At 31.8% G+C, this 20,232-nt stretch carries 17 protein-coding genes; 5 read left to right on the plus strand and 12 right to left on the minus strand.

Annotation, left to right across the window (positions count from 1 at the left end; translation table 11 throughout):
* Window positions 1-13: 13 nt before the first annotated feature.
* Both LG649_RS07260 and LG649_RS07265 read right to left on the minus strand, forming a co-directional pair.
* Entirely contained in the window at window positions 14-421 is a 408-nt protein-coding gene (locus LG649_RS07260) for a nuclear transport factor 2 family protein (protein ID WP_226542815.1), read from the minus strand.
* 168 nt (window positions 422-589) lie between these two features.
* The gene (locus LG649_RS07265) at window positions 590-1,504 is read right to left on the minus strand and encodes a helix-turn-helix domain-containing protein (RefSeq protein ID WP_226542817.1); all 915 of its coding nucleotides are present in this window, start codon (window positions 1,502-1,504) and stop codon (window positions 590-592) included.
* 191 nt (window positions 1,505-1,695) lie between these two features.
* Between LG649_RS07265 and ctlX the strand changes: the two genes are divergently transcribed.
* Complete coding sequence (gene ctlX, locus LG649_RS07270) at window positions 1,696-2,622, plus strand: citrulline utilization hydrolase CtlX (protein ID WP_226542819.1); 927 nt, start codon at window positions 1,696-1,698, stop codon at window positions 2,620-2,622.
* Between the two features lie 7 nt (window positions 2,623-2,629).
* Here ctlX and LG649_RS07275 read toward each other — a convergent pair whose 3' ends face one another.
* Window positions 2,630-4,711: a tetratricopeptide repeat-containing sensor histidine kinase gene (locus LG649_RS07275; protein ID WP_226542821.1), complete on the minus strand. Its 2,082-nt coding sequence runs from the start codon at window positions 4,709-4,711 to the stop codon at window positions 2,630-2,632.
* Between the two features lie 437 nt (window positions 4,712-5,148).
* On the opposite strand from LG649_RS07275, the gene argS reads away from it, so the two are divergent.
* A complete protein-coding gene (gene argS, locus LG649_RS07280; RefSeq protein WP_226542823.1) occupies window positions 5,149-6,930 on the plus strand; it encodes an arginine--tRNA ligase in 1,782 nt (593 codons plus the stop codon).
* A 13-nt stretch (window positions 6,931-6,943) separates the two neighbouring features.
* Here argS and LG649_RS07285 read toward each other — a convergent pair whose 3' ends face one another.
* The 3 genes from LG649_RS07285 to LG649_RS07295 are packed head-to-tail and all read right to left on the minus strand — an operon-like array spanning window position 6,944 to window position 10,983.
* The gene (locus LG649_RS07285; protein WP_226542825.1) at window positions 6,944-7,699 is read right to left on the minus strand and encodes an NHL repeat-containing protein; all 756 of its coding nucleotides are present in this window, start codon (window positions 7,697-7,699) and stop codon (window positions 6,944-6,946) included.
* An 11-nt stretch (window positions 7,700-7,710) separates the two neighbouring features.
* Window positions 7,711-9,339, minus strand: a complete 1,629-nt coding sequence (locus tag LG649_RS07290) for a DUF1501 domain-containing protein (protein WP_226542827.1) — start codon at window positions 9,337-9,339, stop codon at window positions 7,711-7,713.
* A gap of 3 nt (window positions 9,340-9,342) precedes the next feature.
* Window positions 9,343-10,983, minus strand: a complete 1,641-nt coding sequence (locus LG649_RS07295; RefSeq protein WP_226542829.1) for a DUF1800 family protein — start codon at window positions 10,981-10,983, stop codon at window positions 9,343-9,345.
* A 311-nt stretch (window positions 10,984-11,294) separates the two neighbouring features.
* Between LG649_RS07295 and ffh the strand changes: the two genes are divergently transcribed.
* On the plus strand, window positions 11,295-12,623 hold the full coding sequence (gene ffh / locus LG649_RS07300; RefSeq protein ID WP_226542831.1) for a signal recognition particle protein: 1,329 nt from the start codon (window positions 11,295-11,297) through the stop codon (window positions 12,621-12,623).
* Between the two features lie 118 nt (window positions 12,624-12,741).
* On the plus strand, window positions 12,742-13,617 hold the full coding sequence (folD, locus tag LG649_RS07305) for a bifunctional methylenetetrahydrofolate dehydrogenase/methenyltetrahydrofolate cyclohydrolase FolD (RefSeq protein WP_226542833.1): 876 nt from the start codon (window positions 12,742-12,744) through the stop codon (window positions 13,615-13,617).
* A gap of 4 nt (window positions 13,618-13,621) precedes the next feature.
* Here the strand turns inward: folD and LG649_RS07310 are convergent, their stop codons facing one another.
* The 6 genes from LG649_RS07310 to LG649_RS07335 form a co-directional block, all read right to left on the minus strand.
* A complete protein-coding gene (locus tag LG649_RS07310) occupies window positions 13,622-15,007 on the minus strand; it encodes a glycoside hydrolase family 71/99-like protein (protein WP_226542835.1) in 1,386 nt (461 codons plus the stop codon).
* Between the two features lie 152 nt (window positions 15,008-15,159).
* On the minus strand, window positions 15,160-15,921 hold the full coding sequence (gene rluF / locus LG649_RS07315) for a 23S rRNA pseudouridine(2604) synthase RluF (protein ID WP_226542837.1): 762 nt from the start codon (window positions 15,919-15,921) through the stop codon (window positions 15,160-15,162).
* Window positions 15,922-15,924: 3 nt separating this feature from the next.
* Window positions 15,925-16,764 (minus strand): alpha/beta fold hydrolase, encoded by an 840-nt coding sequence (locus LG649_RS07320; RefSeq protein ID WP_226542839.1) that lies wholly within the window; start codon window positions 16,762-16,764, stop codon window positions 15,925-15,927.
* A gap of 1 nt (window position 16,765) precedes the next feature.
* The gene (locus LG649_RS07325; RefSeq protein WP_226542841.1) at window positions 16,766-17,131 is read right to left on the minus strand and encodes a cupin domain-containing protein; all 366 of its coding nucleotides are present in this window, start codon (window positions 17,129-17,131) and stop codon (window positions 16,766-16,768) included.
* A 14-nt stretch (window positions 17,132-17,145) separates the two neighbouring features.
* Window positions 17,146-17,697, minus strand: coding sequence for a hypothetical protein (locus LG649_RS07330; RefSeq protein WP_226542843.1), 552 nt, complete (start codon window positions 17,695-17,697; stop codon window positions 17,146-17,148).
* A 41-nt stretch (window positions 17,698-17,738) separates the two neighbouring features.
* Entirely contained in the window at window positions 17,739-19,283 is a 1,545-nt protein-coding gene (locus LG649_RS07335; protein ID WP_226542845.1) for a helicase HerA-like domain-containing protein, read from the minus strand.
* A gap of 156 nt (window positions 19,284-19,439) precedes the next feature.
* Here LG649_RS07335 and LG649_RS07340 point away from each other — a divergent pair, with 156 nt between their 5' ends.
* The gene (locus LG649_RS07340) at window positions 19,440-20,069 is read left to right on the plus strand and encodes a 7-carboxy-7-deazaguanine synthase QueE (RefSeq protein WP_226542847.1); all 630 of its coding nucleotides are present in this window, start codon (window positions 19,440-19,442) and stop codon (window positions 20,067-20,069) included.
* The last annotated feature ends 163 nt before the right edge of the window (window positions 20,070-20,232 follow it).

The raw sequence follows: 20,232 nt of genomic DNA on the forward strand, positions 1-20,232 counted from the left end.
AACACAAATTGTTTTATAATTCTGTTTTTACCAGAGGATAAAATATTTCAACAAATTTTTCAATTTTTCCTTGATCATTAAATACAAAACTTGAAAAGCTTAATATTTTATTTTCACCAAGCTTATTTAATAATTTCATTTTGCCAGTATGTTGCACAACAAAACTGTTGTCTTCGTTAACTTTTTCAATTTCTTTTATAGAAAATTCAGAAAAATTATATTCAGAGAATAGTTTACTCCAGTATTTTTTGATTTTATCCCTTCCAATTACTCCATAAGGATAACTGTAGGTTTGATCTGGTCGGGTAAGTTTTGCTGTAGAACTAAATAAATTGCTAATAGCTTCTGCATTATTTATTTCTAGGGCTTTAAAGTAAGAACGTATTAAACGGTATTTTGGGTCGTTGTTTAAGATATTCATGTAAGTAGGTTAAGTAGGTTAGTTTGTAATTTTTAAATCATATTTATTCGATTAAATGTATTTTATATCTACAAAATGTATTTTTTGTAGGTTTAAACTTAAATATAAGCAAATATTAGTAAAAAAAGCAAATTAAAAATCAGAAATTCAAATAGAAAAGTATAAAAATTAAAGGCTATGTTTTTTTCTATATGTATTTGGGGTTAAATTGGTATATTTTTTAAAAAAACTACTAAAACTATTCGGGGTTTTAAAGTGTAATTCGTAGGCTATTTCTTTTATGCTTAATGTAGTTTGTATAAGTCTAGATTTTGCTAAATTAATAATATGGTTATTTATTAGAGATTTTGTGGTTTTACCAGTTGTTTGTTTTATTATGGCATTTAAATGGTTGGGGTGAATAGCTAACAATTCTGCATAATAGCTAGGTGAGTGTGTGTTGTTGGTATAACTTGTGTTACTTTTCTCAAAACTAGAATTTAACAACGATTGAAACTTTAATAAACTTTTTGTTTCTGTTTTACTATTATGGGTAACCTGATTTAAATTAATGTGTTTAGTGTATAAGCGTTTTACAAAATTTAGTAAAACAATAAGCTGAGACTCTATTATTTCTGTGCTATATAATGTTTTGTTGTTATTTTCTTCATATAGATCCTCAAAAGTTTTTAGTAATTTTAATGCTTCTTTTTTAGTGATTTCAAAAGGTATAGCTTTATCTAGTTTGAAGTAGTCAAATTCGTTTATCACAGAATTTAAAAGTTTAGATTGAGCTATAAACTCTTCTGTAAAAATAATGTAATACCCTTTCCAGTTTAAAGTAATATCCCAAGATATAATTTGGAACGGTGTGTTAACCATTATCGATGGATCATTAAGTAATTTAGTAAATGGCCCATACATAGCTTTTCCGTTTCCATCTAGTTTTAATGAAATGCCAAAAAAGTTATGTTTTACAGGATTAAGTATACTACTTAAATTAGTCATGTTGTCTTCAAAGCGTCTAACATCAAAATATGTGTTTTTTGGTGGCTCTATATTTATAGCTTTATAAAATGTAGCAATATTTTTAAAATGCTGCATGAGTGGTTACGAATTGGTTATATTAAGTTGAAAACACTAAAAAGGGAGAGAAATCGTGTTTTAGCTTTTTTTTTATTATTAGCAAACAACTAATTATTTAAATATACAAATTACATCAGATAAATTCTAATTAAAATAACGTTTTAACTTATATATAATTCCTTTAATTTTACATTTCAAATTTTTAAAAAATGAACCAAACTACAAATACCATTTTAATGGTGCGCCCTGTAAATTTTCGATTAAATGAGCAAACGGTTGTTAATAATTATTTTCAAGAATCTATATCTGTTAATAATATTAATACTGAAGCCCAAAAGGAATTTGATGATTTTGTAAAAAAACTTGAAAATGTGGGCGTTAATGTAATTGTAGTAAATGATAATAAGCAAACCGATACACCAGACTCAATTTTTCCGAATAACTGGGTATCTTTTCACGAAAATGGCGATGTTGCTTTATATCCTATGTTTGCTGAAAACCGAAGGTTAGAACGACGAGAAGATATTCTTGAAACTATTGAAGAAAAAGGCTATGTTATAAACAATATTGTAGATTATACTAGTGCCGAAACCGAAGGTATTTTTCTTGAAGGTACAGGAAGTATAATTTTAGACAGAAAAAACAGAAAAGCTTATTGTGCACTATCAGCCAGAGCAGACGAAGATTTGTTTATAGAATTTTGTGAGGATTTTGAATACTCACCAATTATTTTTACGGCCTATCAAACTGTAGATAGTAAAAGAAAACCAATTTATCATACTAATGTAATGATGTGCGTTGCAGAAACTTTTGCAATAATATGCTTAGGAAGCATTGATGATAAAAAAGAGCGTAAAGCTGTTATAAAAAGTTTAAAAGAGGATAATAAGGTAATTATAGATATTACAGAAGAGCAAGTTGCTCAATTTGCGGGTAATATGTTGCAGGTTAAAGGTGAAAATAATGACCGCTATTTGGTAATGAGTGCGTCTGCTTACAGCGCGTTAACATCATTTCAAATAAAAATTATAGAAAAGCATTGTAAAATTTTATTTTCAAATTTAAATATTGTTGAAACCTGTGGAGGGGGGAGTGCACGTTGTATGATGGCAGAAGTATTTTTGCCTAAAGGGTAAATAATAATTAACGTTTAGGTTTGCTTTTAGGGAGCTCAACATAAAAAGTACTACCTACACCTAAAGTACTTTCTACCCAAATTTTTCCATTGTTTAATTCAACCATTTCTTTGCAAATAGACAATCCTAAACCGGTTCCTTTTTCGTTATTGGTGCCATTAGTTGTAAAGGTATTGCTTTTAAAAAGCTTGTCAATATTGCTTTTGGATATGCCTACACCAGTATCGTTAACACTAAAAATACAACTACCATTACTTATATGGTTAGCAACCGTAATGGTATCACCAGTTTTGCTAAATTTTAAAGCATTGGCTAGTAGGTTTTGTGTAACAATTTCAATCATGCTTCTATCGGCGTAAACAAAATCTCTTAAAGAATGATCAATAATAGTTATGCCCTTGCTTTCTAATCTGGTTTCAATAATTCTAACTTTTTCTTCAAAAACTTCTTGAATATCAAAAAGAGTAGGTTTTGGTTCTAAAGATTGCATTTGAGATTTAGACCAATTAAGTAAGTTAAACATTAATAATGATGCATTACTAGCATTCTCACTGAGTTCTGGTATTAAATTCTCAAATTCTTCTCTTGATAACGAGCCATCTCGTAATAATTCAATAAATCCAGTTATTGATGATAAGGAGTCTTTTAAATCGTGAGATACAATTGAGAAAAGCTTGTCTTTTACATTATTAACATTTTCTAAATGTTTAGTTTGCTCTAAAAACGCTTGATTTTGTAGTTCTATTTTAACGTTTTTCTCTTCTAATTCCTGTGTATATTTAATAGAGTTGTTACGTTTTATATACATTAATATTAAAAAGGTAGATGCAATAGCTAATGCAGCTAACAAACCGTAAAATAGTATTTTAAGTTTATTGTAGTTTTCTCTATTTTCTATTTCGTTTTCTGTAGGCTTAATTTCAACTACAGAGGTTTCTTTTTCATTTATTAAGCTATCAAAACTAGAGTGTTCAACTATGTTTAGATTGCCAGTTACTAATTCGTTAGATATTTTGTTCTGTTTTTTTAATATACTTGTGTTTAGTTCATAGTATTTTTGCTGCCATAAATAAGCTTTGTCAAAGCGCTTTTTTATAGAATCTAATTTCTTCATTAATAAATAATGTCTAAGAAGTTCTTTTTCATTATTTAATTCTTTTGCTAAAGCGCCAGATTGTTTAAGTTGCTTTTCTGCTATTTTTAAGCGCTTTTTATTAATGTTAAGCTCTCCTAGGCTATTTAAAACCTCCAGAAAGTCATCAGATCGTTCATTTTTTACATTGTAATTATAACCTTTTACTAGATATTTAGTTGCGTTTTCAAAATCGTTAAATTTCAAATATTCGCTACCTATTTTTGGATATATATGTGCTAAATCAGATTTGTTTATAGCTTCATTAGCAAGTAAGTTTTCGTAAACCTCTATTGTTTTTCTATGTTCTTTTTTTATTGAATATAATTCCGCAAGTTTAAAATTTGTACTAACCTCGTCTGTTGTGTTATTTAATTGTTTCTGTATATTTAAAGCCTTAGTAAAATAATTTATAGCCTTATCTGTATCGTTTAATTGATAGTAGCAGTTTCCTAAATTCGTATATGCAATATTAAGTTCGTTATTTAAATTAGTGCTTTCTAATTCTTTAATAGCTGCAAGTGTATGTTGCATACCTGTATTGTAGTTGCCTTTTTTAACTTCTAAAACTCCAATACTGTTGTTTACCTTAGCTATGTTTATGGTATCTTTTAAAGCTTTAAATAAGTCTTTGCTTTTCGAGAAACCACTAATGGCATTAATGTAGTCGCCTTTTTTATCGTATATTAAAGATTTGTAGTAAGAAATTTTTGCTTGAGCATCTTTATAATTCAGGGTGTTCGAAAGTTTTTCGCTCTCAATAACATATTGCAATGCACGATCGTACGACCCAATTTCGTATAAAGATTTTATTAGTTTTAAAGACGTTTTAACCTTTAATGAGTCTTGTTCTTGAAAAGCAAGTTCAATAGCAAGACTATCAATGTCATTGTCTTTAGATTGAGAGAATCCAACAAAACTGATAAAAAGTAAAAAAAATAAACCTTTTTTCCTCATAAAATTATCCCTTACATTATACTCATAATGGGTTATTAGCATTAGTATTTGAGGGACAATAAAAATGCGTTTAAGCTGTAATTTTAATCTTTTTAATTGTTGACCACATTTAGTGGGATTATAATAGCATTACATAACAAAAAAATGAAAATTGAACTCTTAAAATCTAATTTCTACGTTTTAACGTCAATATATTAGATAAAAAGCATCGATGAAATGTAAATGAAAACCGTGGCTTTAAAAAAGGTATTAAATTGATTTATTGGTATAAATAATATAAAAAATATCGTTTTTTTCTATTAAAAAGTTAATTGCAGTAAAAATCTTATATTTTAACGTGGTTTTTAAAAGAGCTTTTTTTAAGTTTATGAAAAAAGTATTACTACACAAAAACCGTAAAAACTTACTATATTTGCGAGCTTAAAAAACACTTTGCAATGAGTCTTCAAGATACCTTAACAAATTTTGTAAAAGAAGCTGTAAAAGCTAAATATAGTATTGATATTGAAACTGTAGAATTTCAAGCGACCAGAAAAGAATTTGCTGGAGATATTACTGTTGTAGTTTTTCCTATGTTACGTTTTGTTAAAGGAAATCCAGTACAAATTGGTGAAACAATTGGTGATTATTTAGTTGAAAATGCTAATGATGTAAAGGCATACAATGTTGTAAAAGGGTTTTTAAATATTGAAATAAACGAAAGTTATTACATCGATTTTTTCAATAAAATAAAAGACGAAACCCAATTTGGTTTTGTTTCTCCTGGGGCTAATGAAAAAGCTGTTATGGTAGAGTATTCTTCACCAAACACAAATAAGCCTTTACATTTAGGACACATTCGAAACAACTTATTAGGCTACAGTGTTGCCGAAATTTTAAAGGCTTCGGGTAAAAAAGTTTATAAAACTCAAATTATTAACGACCGTGGTATACATATTTGTAAAAGTATGTTGGCTTGGAAGCGTTTTGGTAACAACGAAACACCAGAAAGTACAGGCTTAAAAGGAGATAAGTTAGTTGGTAATTATTATGTGAAGTTCGACCAAGAATACAAAAAGGAAATACAAAACCTTATTAATTCTGGTACCGATGAAAAGGAAGCAAAAGCAACAGCTCCAATTTTATTAGAAGCTCAAGACATGTTGCGTAAATGGGAAGCTGGCGATGATGAAGTGGTTGCGCTTTGGCAAAAAATGAACAATTGGGTTTACGACGGGTTTAACCAAACATATAACAATTTAGGTGTAGATTTCGATACGCTTTATTACGAAAGCAATACCTATTTATTAGGAAAAGAGTTTGTTGCCGAAGGTTTAAAAACAGGTGTTTTTTATAAAAAAGAAGACGGTTCTGTTTGGTGTGATTTAACCGAAGATGGTTTAGATGAAAAAATTGTACAGCGAGCCGATGGTACTGCTGTTTACATGACTCAAGATATTGGTACGGCTATACAACGAGTAAAGGATTATCCAGATGTTGGCGGTATGGTTTACACCGTTGGTAACGAGCAAGATTATCACTTTCAGGTATTGTTTTTAATTCTGAAAAAATTAGGGTTCGATTGGGCCGAAAATTTATATCATTTAAGTTATGGTATGGTAGATTTACCTAGCGGAAAAATGAAAAGCCGCGAAGGTACTGTTGTTGATGCAGATGATTTAATAGTGGATATGGCAACTACGGCCGAAGAAATTTCGGAAGAGTTAGGAAAGCTAGATGGGTATTCTGAAGCCGAGAAAAAAGAACTTTATAAAACCATTGGTTTAGGCGCTTTAAAATATTACATATTAAAAGTCGATCCTAAAAAACGCATATTATTCGATCCGAAAGAGTCTATCGATTTTCAAGGTAACACAGGGCCTTTTATTCAATATACTTATGCAAGAATTCAATCTATTTTGCGAAAAGCTGATTTAAAGGAATCTAAAGAGGTGGATGCGTCTATTGTCCTGCATTCAAAAGAAAAAGAGCTTTTAAAACAAATACAGTTATTTCCAGAAGTAGTGCAAAATGCTGCACAAAGCCATAGTCCCGCTTTGGTTGCAAATTATACCTACGATTTGGTAAAAGAGTTTAATTCATTTTATCAAAATGTGTCAATTCTTGGTGCAGATAATGAGCAAGAAAAAGTATTTAGAGTACAATTATCCTATGTTGTAGCCAATACCATAAAAAATGCCTTTAGCTTATTAGGAATAAATGTGCCTGAGCGTATGTAGTATTTGATTTTAACTAATTTTCTGTTATAATATGAGGTGTTATGGCTGTTATCCAACCTTCAAATACTGTTGGGGTGCTGCTTAAAATTTCTCCTGTTTGTATGCTATTATGGTTTATTTCGTTTAGCGCAGAAATTGTAATAAGTTCATAATCAAAATAAGCTAAACAATATGTTCCAGAAGTTGTTAAGCCTGTTATTGGAGTCTCAGAAAAAGAGTCTAAGTTTAATTTTACAACGGGTTCGGTTTCAGAATAACGCAAATAATATAAGTTACTTTCACTTATGGCAATGTCAGAAATATTTAATGCTGTATTTTCTGTTTCTATAGCATCAACAAAATTACCGTTTTTTGTAATAATATTAATGGTATTTAGGTTGGAGTAGTAAATGTAATCATCTTTAATTGCAATACCTTCAGTAATAATATTAGTAATGGTGTTAACCACTTCGCCAGTTTCAGGGTTTATTTGGTACATTGATTCGTTTTCTCCGTTTCCGCCAACCCATAAATATTCTCCGTCAAAAGCAAGGGCGTGTGGCGATTGTAAATCGTCTGGTAAGCTAATTTCTAATTCTATTAAACCGGTTTCTTCATCATATAAATAAATACCTGGTTTTTGATAGTTTTTATGAGTCAAAATCCACCATTTATATTCTACAGGTGTTGATGGTTCACTTGTAATATCATATTCTGGTTGGTTTTTATTGCATGAAACCATACAGAAGCATAATACTATAGCCAAGAAAGAAACTTTTAAAAAATTCATGTGCTTCATGGTTATACTTTTATCACTTTATGTACTTCTTTTTTATCGCCAGATAGAATAACGAAAAAATAAATACCGGCACTAAATTGAGATAAATTTAGGGTTACTTTGCCTTCATCTACTAAATCAGTACTTTCAATTAATAGCACACCAGAGGCGCTATAAATTCTATATGAAATGCTTTCAACAACATTAACGCCAGAAATATTAACAGTGGTTCTGAAGGGGTTTGGGTAAACCAACCATAATTTATCTTCTCCTAAAGGATTGTTGGTTATAGGAACACAGCCTGTTGTAACATCGTAGGCGCTTTTTATTAAGTTTTCTACTTTTAAATTATTGAAGCTTTCGTTAAGTGTATGATTAAAAAATGTGGCATCAATTATAGAATTATCTGCCCCGATAAAATTTTGAAGTAGCGTAGCAAACGTTTGTCTATAATCAAATTGTACGGTTTTTAATTGGTAGTTGTTGTAGCTAGTAGCTTCAGTTAAATCTGGGTTTTCACCAGATACGCCACCTTCAACAGCTTTACCAAAAACAAACATTGGTGCAATTTCACCATGGTCGGTTCCCATGTTACCGTTTTCTTTAGCTTTTCTTCCAAATTCTGAGAAAGTTAAACCAACTACATCTTCCGATAGGTTTTGTCGATCTAAATCTGTAATAAAGGCTTCAACACTTTCAGATAAATTAGATAATAAGTTGTAGTGTGAGCCATTAACACCGCCAAGGTCTTCAACTTGAGCGTCGTGCGTATCAAAACCAGAAATACGAACTAAGTAAATTTTAGTACCTAAATCGCCACTAATTAAGCGAGCTACAGTTTTTAGTTGATTTGATAAATCGGTATCTGGGTATGTTACGGTGTTTTCACCTTTTTCAAAAGCGGCAGAAATATACTGGGCGTATGTGTTGGTTAAAGAATCTGTATCTGTTAAAAAGCGAAGTTGATCGCCATAATCTGAATCTGGAAAATTTAACGGTGGCTCGCCTGCTAAACCATTTAAAACAGAATAAAAACCTGCGGCATCTTGTCGTGTTAAATTTATTGATAAGCCATGAGCTTCTTCCCCATGAAATCCTAAAGATGTATTGTTTGAGCCTATTTGAATGCCTAACGGATATGATTCTACAATTAAATCGGAATAATACAGTTCCATGAAACGTCCCATCCAGCCTGTTTCTGCACCGTTTAATAAGCTATTACCGTCGTTTCCTGATAAATATAAATCGGTTGAAGTGAAATGTCCGCGATTTTGCGAAGGATAGCCAACCGATTGTAAAACACGAAGCCAACCTTTATCGTATAAGCTTTTCATGCCGGTTAAAGCAGGGTTAAGCCCAATTTGTTGGTTGTCTGGCAATGTGCTATCTAGGGTTAAGTATTTGTTGCTTCCAGAAATAGGTACTTTTATAGTGGGGCGTAAGTTGCTGTAAAGATCGTATTGGTTTAAAGGAACAACAGTGTTTAGGCCATCATTACCACCTGCTAAGTTTATTAAAATAAGTTTACGGTTAGAAATATCGGGACATTCTAAATAAGGAGTAAACGTTTTTAAAGCGGCTTGAAGCTGTATAGGTGTTAAGCCCATAACAGAAGCAGTTGCCGAAAGTTTTATAAAGTTACGTCTGTTCATAGTTTACATTAATTGAAATTCGGCAGCATTAACCATAGCTGTAATTAAGGCGTCGAGGCGTATTTTTACGGTTACATTGTCGTTGGAACTTAAGTAGTTGTTCCAGGTACCTGTCCAATAATAGTCAGGAAAGCCTTCTTCTACTAAAAAACTTTTAAAGTAGTTTGTTCTGTCTTCGTCTATAGCTTCGGGGTATAATAAATCGGCAATTTCGGTAACGAGTAAAACTGGATCTGAGGCGTTTACAATATTATCTTCAACAAATTTTACGGTATCGAGTAGCGCATAAGTATCACCATTGCTAATGGTATTTTCTCCAGCAATGAAGCTTTCCACGAGTCTGTATCTACCTATAATTGTGTTAGACGAAAACCAGTTTCTGTCGTAAAGTGGTTCTTGGTAATAAGCGGGATATCCAGCAACTTCTTCTGGACTAAAAAATCCCATACCGGCATACGAAAAATAGGCATTGTGTATAAACCTGTAAAAAAACGTGTTATAAAAATTTAAGGCATCGGTATTTGGGTCAGGATAAGTAACATTAAACATGGCGCACATTTCAGAGAGGTGTTGCATAGGGTTTTTTATAATGCTACCAATAATTTCATCTGAAGAATCTGTATCATCTGCATCATAAAAGTGCTGGCTACATAATAAGGTTTTTACAATGGGCTCAATATTATAGTCGTTACTTATAAGTTCTTGAGCCAGAGGAGTAATAATATCGGTTTCAACTTCTTCATCCCAATTACTCTTAACAAAATATCTATATAATTTTCGGCAGTATGCTTTAGCTGTTTCTTCTTGCGAAAAAACCATATCTACAAAGTCGCTTAATTCATCTAAAATATCAGTAGGTGTTTCTCTGCCTGTAATTGTTGCGCCTCCAAAAGCAGCGCTAAAAGTTTTATTATCGGTATCGTGAAGTTCTTCATTTATATAGCCTGTTGGTAGGCCAGTTTCAGCATCAATAATACTCCTATCTTCTTGTTTTTTATAACCAGAAAGTACTTTTGCGGCTTGTTGTATGTCTATTTCTGTATAGTTAGTGTAATTTCCTGCGCCAATTTGTTCTCCTTCTAAAATTGTAAATAATTCTAAAAATTCTCTGGCGTAATTTTCGTTAGGGTTGTTTTTGTTGTTTCTAGTATTATCTAAATACTCTAGCATGGCGTTATCTAAGGTCATTTTTTTAGCTAAAGTTTTTATACTACCAAAAGCATAAAAATCAAGTAACCGTAAATAGTCATAATAATACGTTGCGGCTCCTGCGCCATCGTCTTTGGCAACGGTAAAACAGGTGTGCAGAAAAAACGATAATTTGTGTTTTAAACTTGTTTCGTTCATGGCATTATACCACCACCATCCTGTTACTATAGCTCGCTTTCTGGGTTGATTATCAAAAGAATTTGGTAATGCAGTTGCCGATGTCCAAAAACCATCTGGTGCATCTGCAGGGAGCGGATCGTAAGGTTCAGCAAGAGTGTTAGTAGTAGGTGTAAATAAACTATTAACAGCACTTTCTGGTGTTAACCCAATAAAACTATTTAGTTGGTTTTTTGAAAAATTAAAAGTAGCTCGCCTAAGTAGATGTTTAGCTTTTCGTTGGTCTAAATTACTTGTAAGCGGATTTAATGACGCCATAAAAAATAATTTTCGGTTATGTTATATTATAAGGCTTTAAAAAATATGGAACAAAAATGTTTATATTTTATGAAATATGTTGAGGGAGGATTAATTGCTTAAATATACGTCTATGATTTATAAATAGATGTTACTAGAACAATAAAACTTGATTTTTTTTAAAAAAGTGTTAAATGGTCGATCAATTATATACGGATATACAATGATGTACAAAGTTTAAAAGAATTCTTTTTGCTCACTTTATGGGTTGAAATATCAAAAATTAAACATCAAATTACTAAATTTGCAATTCTTAAAATTTAAAGAGCATTATGTTTAATAATTTAAGCGATAAATTAGATAAAGCCTTACACGTATTAAAAGGGCATGGAAGTATAACAGAGGTTAATGTAGCAGAGACTTTAAAGGAAGTTAGACGTGCCTTACTTGATGCCGATGTTAACTTTAAAATAGCCAAACAATTTACTAATACTGTTAAAGAAAAAGCACTTGGGCAAGATGTTTTAACAACACTTCAACCAGGGCAATTAATGGTGAAAATTGTTAAGGATGAGTTAACCGAACTTATGGGTGGCGATGCGGCTGGTATAAACTTATCTGGCTCGCCAAGTGTAATTTTAATGTCGGGTTTACAAGGTTCGGGTAAAACCACTTTTTCTGGTAAACTTGCTAATTATTTAAAAAATAAAAAAACCAAAAAACCACTATTAGTGGCTTGTGATGTATATCGTCCTGCGGCGATAGATCAGTTGCATGTTGTAGGAGATCAAATAGATGTTGAGGTTTTTAGCGATAGAGGAAATAACGATCCGGTGGCTATTTCGAAAGCAGCAATTGCACATGCAAAAGCAAACGGACATAATGTTGTAATTATAGATACCGCTGGTCGTTTAGCTGTAGATGAAGCAATGATGACCGAAATATCGAACATTCATAAAGCTATTCAACCTCAAGAAACATTGTTTGTTGTAGATTCTATGACAGGACAAGATGCTGTTAATACAGCTAAAGCCTTTAATGATGTATTAAATTTCGACGGTGTTATTCTTACCAAATTAGATGGTGATACTCGTGGTGGTGCAGCAATTTCTATTAAATCTGTAGTAAATAAACCGATTAAATTTATTGGTACAGGTGAGAAAATGGAAGCGATAGATGTTTTCTATCCATCGCGTATGGCCGATCGTATTTTAGGTATGGGTGATGTTGTATCACTTGTAGAAAGAGCTCAAGAACAGTTTGATGAACAAGAAGCAAGAAAACTTCAAAAGAAAATAGCTAAAAACCAATTTGGTTTCGATGATTTCTTAAAGCAAATTCAGCAAATTAAAAAAATGGGTAATATGAAAGACCTTATGGGAATGATACCCGGAGCTGGAAAAATGCTTAAAGATGTAGATATAGATGATGATGCGTTTAAAGGTATTGAAGCTATTATACATTCTATGACTCCAGGCGAACGCTCAACACCTTCAGTATTAAATGCTAGTAGAAAGAAGCGTATTGCAAAAGGATCTGGAACATCTGTTCAAGAGGTTAATCAGTTATTGAAACAATTTAACCAAATGAGTAAGATGATGAAAATGATGCAAGGCGGTGGCGGCAAAAAGATGATGCAAATGATGAAGAATATGCGTTAATTTGTTAGAAGTTAGAAGTTAGAAGTTTGAAGTTAGAAGTGTCATGCTGAGCGCAGTCGAAGCATAAATATAATAATAAATAAAACTTGGCGTCTTTTGCGCCTTTGCGAGAAAATTTATGACAATCTTAGATGGTAAAAAAGTAAGTAACGACATTAAAAATGAAATTGCAGAACATGTATCTGCAATGATTTCTAAAGGAGAAAAAGTACCACATTTAGCTGCAGTTTTAGTAGGAAGTGATGGTGCTAGTATGACTTATGTGAATGCTAAAGTAAAAGCTTGCGAAAAAATAGGTTTTAAATCAACACTTATTGAGTTACCCGAATATACCTCGGAAGAAGAATTGTTAGAAACCATCAATAAATTAAATAAAGATGATGGTATAGATGGCTTTATTGTTCAATTACCATTGCCTGATCAAATTGATGAGCAAAAAGTTTTAATGGCCATAGATCCTGATAAAGATGTAGATGGATTTCATCCTACAAATGTTGGTCGTATGGCTTTAGATTTACCAACCTTTTTACCTGCAACACCATATGGTATTATGGAATTGCTTGAACGTTACCAAGTAGAAACATCGGGTAAAAATGTTGTTGTTATGGGGCGTAGCCATATTGTTGGTCGCCCGATGAGTATTTTAATGAGCCAAAAACGAAAGGCAGGAGATGCTACGGTAACAGTGGTTCATAGTCGTTCAAAAAACTTAAAAGATATTACACTTGGTGCGGATATTATTGTAGCAGCAATAGGAATATCAGAGTTTTTAACTGGCGATATGGTTAAAGAAGATGTTGTGGTAATAGATGTTGGTATTACTCGTGTACCAGACCAAACCAAAAAGAACGGTTACCGCCTTGCAGGTGATGTGCATTTTGAAAGCGTTAGCAAAAAAGCTAGCTATATTACTCCAGTACCTGGTGGTGTTGGACCAATGACTATTGCCATGTTGTTAAAAAACACTTTGCTAGCTAGAGAGCGTCACGGATAGTATTTTATATAGATTCGTGATATCTATCAATAGCTTGTAAAATTCTGTTTACTCGGTTTATTTTTAATTGTTTCATGTAAATGTAGCTATTGTTCAAAATGTTTTGAATTCGTGGGTTATTGTTATATGTTTTTCTTGCATTATATAATTTTGTAGCCGTAGCTAAATCATTTTCATCAAATTTAGATCCTGTATATTCTTGTAACATAGTTAAATACTTATAACCAAATTGTGCTGTAGGCTCCAGCATTGTGCCTTCTCCAAAGTCGTTCCAAGTAATTAATTGTATAAAATCTGCGCTTTTTAAGCTAGAGTTGTTTAGAGTTTCAATAAAGGTTAATCCATTGTTTTCTGGTAATTCCCAATTATTAATACCATCGCTCCAGCCACCTTCGGCGTAATAACTTTTAAATCCAGGATAGGTTGATCCAATGTTTATTTCATTTGTATTAGCATAAGTATTATAAAAATAATCTTGAGCTGCTAAATGGTCTGGAGCTACCCATAAAAATTCACCATTAAAATATCCTCCTAAATTATTACTTAAACCCCATAAAGAAATTAATGAAGGTGTATCTGAGGTATTAAAAACACTGTTAATAGCACCCCATTCGTGTGCATTTGTTAAATAATGTGGACCAAAAACGCTTATTATTTTATTTCCGTTAAATTCTAAATAATTTGAACTGGTAAAGTATTCTTGTTTTATGTAATTAAAATCTTTTTTAGCCCTTTCAACAGGTGTACTTTCATTACCATCTATATTAATATAAGCCACTCTGTCTTCATACATTATTGAAAAATCTAACCCAACATTTTCAAGTTTAGGTATAAAAGTTTCGGTAGCTTGTTTAATTAACCCGTAATCATGTATATCTCTACTGCCATACCAATCAAAAATAACACCATCAATTCCAGAGAGTTTCATTAATAAAAAATGGTATTCTTGTAAATCTGGATCTGATGATGAATACGGACCAATTAGAGGGTTGTAATATGAAGCTATTTCTTGTAAACCATTTTGGTCTAAATTATCAGGGTTTCTGTTGGTCATTGTCCAATGTTGCCCCCAATAACCATCATAATCCTTCGATTGAAACCAAGGTAAATAATGTACATAAACTTTTTTAGGGTTGGATTTGTCTATTTCCATTTCACCATCAGATTTTGTAGTGGCATCTTTTAGAAAAGAAGTGTTTAATATAGTTAGCTCTTCGTGTAATACCGCTTTTAAAATAGAATCGTTATAGGTTTCATTATATTCTGGGATAATATATATGTTAGTATCGTTTTTTTCACTAAAGCCTATCTCCTCTTTGTTACATGAAACTGCAAAAATTATAATTGAAGAAAGTATTAATTTTATTATATTGTTTTTGGTTAAAGTCATGTTTATCAGTATTTTAATTTTTTCTAACGTATGAGTTTAAAAATTAAAAAACCGACAAAACGAAATAAAAATCGATAAAATTATCAATTTGTAAGATTAATACTTCAAATAAAATCGATAAACTGAATATTTAAAAGTTACAGTAATAAGTTTTAAGGTTTTCTTCTGTTTAAGTTTTTTGGGGTAAAGGTTTTAGATGAGTCTGCAAGTAGCTTGTTTAAATTTAAAAATTCGTCATTAGTTAACTCGCGATATTTGCCAATGGGCATATCTAATTTAATATTCATTATTCTAACCCGCTTTAGAGTTTGTACTTCATAATTTAAATAACTACACATACGCCTAATTTGTCTGTTTAAGCCTTGAGTTAAAATAATTTTAAATTTATACGTGCTTAGTTTTTCAACTTTACACTTTTTTGTAGTTTGTTTAAGTTCTTCTAGGTAAATACCACCGCGCATACGTTCTAAAAATGTTTGCGAAATAGGCTTATCAACTGTAACAACATATTCTTTTTCATGGTTGTTACTGGCCCTTAAAATTTTGTTTACTATATCGCCATCATCTGTTAATAAAATTAGGCCTTCGCTAGGCTTGTCTAATCTTCCAATAGGAAAAATGCGCTTGTGATAGTTTATAAAATCAATAATATTGTCTTTTTCAATATTTGTGTCTGTAGTGCAGACTATGCCTATAGGTTTGTTAAAAGCTAGATAAACAAAACTTTTTTTTGTGTTTTTTACTATCTCACCATCTACAGCAACAACGTCGTTAGGTGAAACTTTTGTTCCCATTTCAGGCACAACACCATTTAGGGTTACTCTACCCGCATTAATTAGTTTATCGGCTTCTCGCCTTGAGCAGTAACCAACTTCGCTTAAGAATTTATTTAATCGTGTTAAATTATCGCTCAAAAGTTAATTGTTTATAAAGTTAATTATGGCATCATCAATGCTATCGTCTTTTAAGCCATGGCCAAAACCTTCGGTGGTTTTTAATGTTGAATTTTTGTAGTGTCGCGCAATAAGTTTGGCTTCATCGTAACCAACAATTTTATCATGTTTATCATGAATAATTAAGCCTTCTGCTTCAATTTTTTTTGTGAAATTTGCAGATGAAAAATAGGTGCCTTTATTGTCAAAATTATCTTCGACTAATTGATTAAGTCCATCTTCAATTTTACTATTAAAATTAAGCATTTTTACATAGCCTTTAAAGATTTTAGTAAACTCTGAAGGCGCTCCAAGTAGTACTAGTTTTTCTAAGTTTTTATATTGGTATTTATGTTGAAAGAAAATAGAAGCCATTCCGCCAACCGAATGCCCAATAATTATACTAGGTTTAAAATGATTAACAGCTACATTTATAAATTCTGAATATAATATGGCATTAAATTTAGTGCCTCCAGATTTTCCATGTGCAGGGGCATCAAGAGCAACAATGTTGTAATTGTATTCTTGTAATTTGTTTTTTAAAACTTTCCAGCGGTAGCTGTTGCTTTCCCAGCCGTGTGCGAGTAAAATAGTTTTACCCTCTCCAGGCCAATTATAAGTGTGTATGTCTAAATCGTTATACTTTAATTTTTCTTGAATGGCGGTATTTAAAAAATCATGATGCTTATCTAGCAAGCGTCCTGCTCTGGGTGTTACAAAAATATCGAATGCCTTCGTGCTAGCATATTTGGGTGCAATATGGCTAAGCGTATTAAGCGAAGTTCCAATAATTTTAGGTAGTGTTTTTTTTATTATCTTCTTCATGTTATTCTTCTCTATTCACTAAATCTATTGAAAAAGCGGGTAAACAGATAGCTAAATATTCGCAATCCTCGTTAAAGGGATTGGAATATTGTACTCTAGTATTTTTTTGAATTTTAATTGATTGTCCTGCCTGCAAAGTTACAACCTCGTCTTCAATTATAAATTGTTTTTTGCCTTTTATAATAAAGGTGTATTCATCAAATTCTGGAATTTGGAATGGTTCACTCCAACCTGCAGGAGCAATCATATGAGCAATACTGATTTTAGAGCCACCAGTGGTTGCATTTCCAAAGTGTTCTTTTATGGTTTTGCCATCGGTGGTTGGTACAATAAAAGGGTTGTTTTGGATAATATATTTTTTACTCATAAACTACAATGTAATTACCAGTTAATGAAAAAATATTTTATTTTGGCATTATCAGGAATATGGGTTTCTTCTATTTTTAGCTTCATATCAAATCTTAAATTTGCTGGAAGTTCTTCTTTACTAATTGCAAAACTTGCATTTAACTCGTTAACTGTAACTAGAACAGAATTAATTAAGTTACTGATTTTAGATATTTTGTAGGTTGAGCTTATATCTTTAAACGTACTTAACGTAGAAATATTTTTTTCGGTTTTGTAGCGAGCATCTATAATTTGAACAGTTTTTATAACTGAGGTAGAGTCTAAAATACGTTCAGGAGTTAATACTAAAAGCTTTTGTCCGCCTTTTTCAAAAATTTCAATTGTTCTTATATCACCTGAAAACTCTTCGCCGCTTTCAAACTGTGAAATAGAATCGTTTGCAAAAATAGTTTTGAGCTCTTTTACTTGTGTAGAGTCGGTTAGTAAACCAACATTTTGTTTTTCAACTAAAAAAGGATCTTGTTCGTTTTTACAATTAACAAACATTAAAGATAGGGCAATGGTGCCGAAAATTAACTTTCGCATTAAATTATTGGTATTAGTGTTATAGTTATTTGCTGTTAAGCTTATTTACTCATTACTTTAGTTAAAATGCCAAAAACGCTTCTAATAAAAGTTGCGCTTGTTAACACTTTTACTACAGGGTTTACTCTTGTGCTGGTACGTCTTTTAGTTGTAGTTTTTCTTTTTTTAGCAGCAGCTTTTTCAATGGCTTCTTGCTCTTTTTTAGCCTTTTCTTTGGCTTCTTCGGCTTCGGCTGCTTTTATTTTATCGTTAAGCATTTCGTAAGCGCTTTCACGATCTATGGTTTCATTATATTTTTTTACCAATTTAGAGTTTGATAGTAAGGTGTTTAATTCATTGTTTGTTAAAACATCCATTCTACTCATTGGGGCTCGCATCATGGTTGCGGCTAGTGGTGTTGGTCGGCCTTTTTCATCTAAAGCAGAAACAAGAGCTTCACCAATACCTAAAGAGGTTAAAACTTCTGTAGTGTTATAATATTCAGACTCGGGATAATTTTGAGCTGTTAATTTTATGGCTTTTCTATCTTTAGCAGTAAAAGCGCGTAATGCGTGCTGAATTTTTAAACCTAATTGTCCTAAAACTTCTTCGGGTACATCGGTTGGGTTTTGGGTTACAAAATATAAGCCTACACCTTTACTTCTTATAAGTTTAACAATACTCTCAATTTGATCTAAAAGTGCTTTTGATGCCTCTTTAAAAATTAAATGGGCTTCATCTATAAACATTACTAATTCAGGCCTGTCGCTGTCACCTTGTTCTGGGAATGTAGAATAAATTTCTGCAAGCAAACTCAACATAAATGTTGAAAACAATTTTGGTTTGTCTTGTATATCTGTAAGCCTTAAAATATTAATATAACCGCGCCCTTCATTGTTTACACGAAGTAAATCTTGAACATCAAAAGAGGTTTCACCAAAAAATAAATCGGCACCTTGTTGTTCTAGTTCAACAATTTTTCTGAGGATAGCTCCTGTTGAAGCAGTAGAAATACGGCCGTAAGCCTCGGTAAATTCTTCTTTGCCTTCTTGAGTAGCGTATTGTAGTATTTTTTTAAAATCTTTTAAATCTAAAAGAGGTAATTTGTTGTTGTCGCAGTATTGAAAAATGACTGACACAATTCCTGATTGTGTTTCGGTTAAATCTAAAATTCTAGATAATAAAACTGGGCCAAATTCGCTAATTGTTGCGCGTAAACGTACACCGTTTTGTTCCGATAAGGTTAAAATTTCAACAGGAAACGATTTGGCTTCAAATGGTAATCCAATTTTTTCGTGGCGCTCATCAATTTTAACATGCCCAGAGCTAGGTTGAGCAATGCCACTTAAATCACCTTTAATATCCATTAGTAGTACAGGTACGCCTTTTTCACTTAAATTTTCGGCTAAAACTTGTAAAGATTTTGTTTTTCCGGTTCCTGTAGCTCCAGCAATTAATCCATGTCGATTCATGGTTTTAAGCGGAATTTTTACATGTGCATTAGTTATGGTTTCGCCGTCTAACATAGCAGATCCTACAGGAATAAATTCTCCTTTAGTTGTATTACCTTCTACTATGTAATTAAAAAAAGTTTCCTTTTTGCTCATTATTTAAAATTTGCATAAAAATACACGAAAAATAAACAAGAAAAAAAATGCTTGTGTTTAAAGTATATATAAAGTTCAAAGTAATAGTTTTTATGAATATAATTTGAAAGTCAATCTTTAAGTGTTTCGAAAAACTAATGTGTATATTTGCAGCCTATGAAAAACAATGTGCAAGAATTGGTAAATAAAGGAGAAATGTTGCCTTTAATGGAAGAGTTTTACACCATACAAGGTGAAGGCTTTTACAAAGGAACTGCCGCTTATTTTATTAGAATAGGAGGTTGTGATGTAGGTTGCCATTGGTGTGATGTTAAGGAGAGTTGGAACGCAAATTTACACCCGCCAACCGAGATTAATAAAATTGTAAAAAATGCTAAAACCTATAGTGACACTATTGTAATAACTGGCGGTGAGCCGTTGATGTGGGATATGAAACCATTAACCACTAAACTAAAAGCTGAAGGTTTAAAAACACATATAGAAACTTCTGGGGCGTATAAATTAACAGGTGTTTGGGATTGGATTTGTTTATCGCCTAAAAAAATGAAGTTACCAACAGAAGAAGTTTCGGAAAGAGCAAACGAATTAAAGGTTATTGTTTACAATAAAGATGATTTTCGCTTCGCCGAAGAGCAAGCTGCTAAGGTAAATAAAGATTGTATATTGTATTTGCAGCCAGAATGGAGTAAGCGAGATAAGGTTGTGCCATTAATTGTAGATTATGTAATGCAAAACCCGAAGTGGAAAGTATCCTTACAAACACATAAGTATTTAAATATTCCTTAGTACGCGTATCGAAGTTGAAACATTAGCCTTTAATTGCTTTTTGGTTAAATTATGTTACATGTTAATACACAGCATATATATGTAGCTGTAATTTAATTTTAATCTATTAAGTATATAATTTTTAATGCCCGAAAAAAATCATCTAAGCTTTTATAGTTTTGAT

Origin of the sequence: Neotamlana laminarinivorans, from assembly GCF_020523925.1 — a bacterium.
GTDB lineage: Bacteria > Bacteroidota > Bacteroidia > Flavobacteriales > Flavobacteriaceae > Neotamlana > Neotamlana laminarinivorans.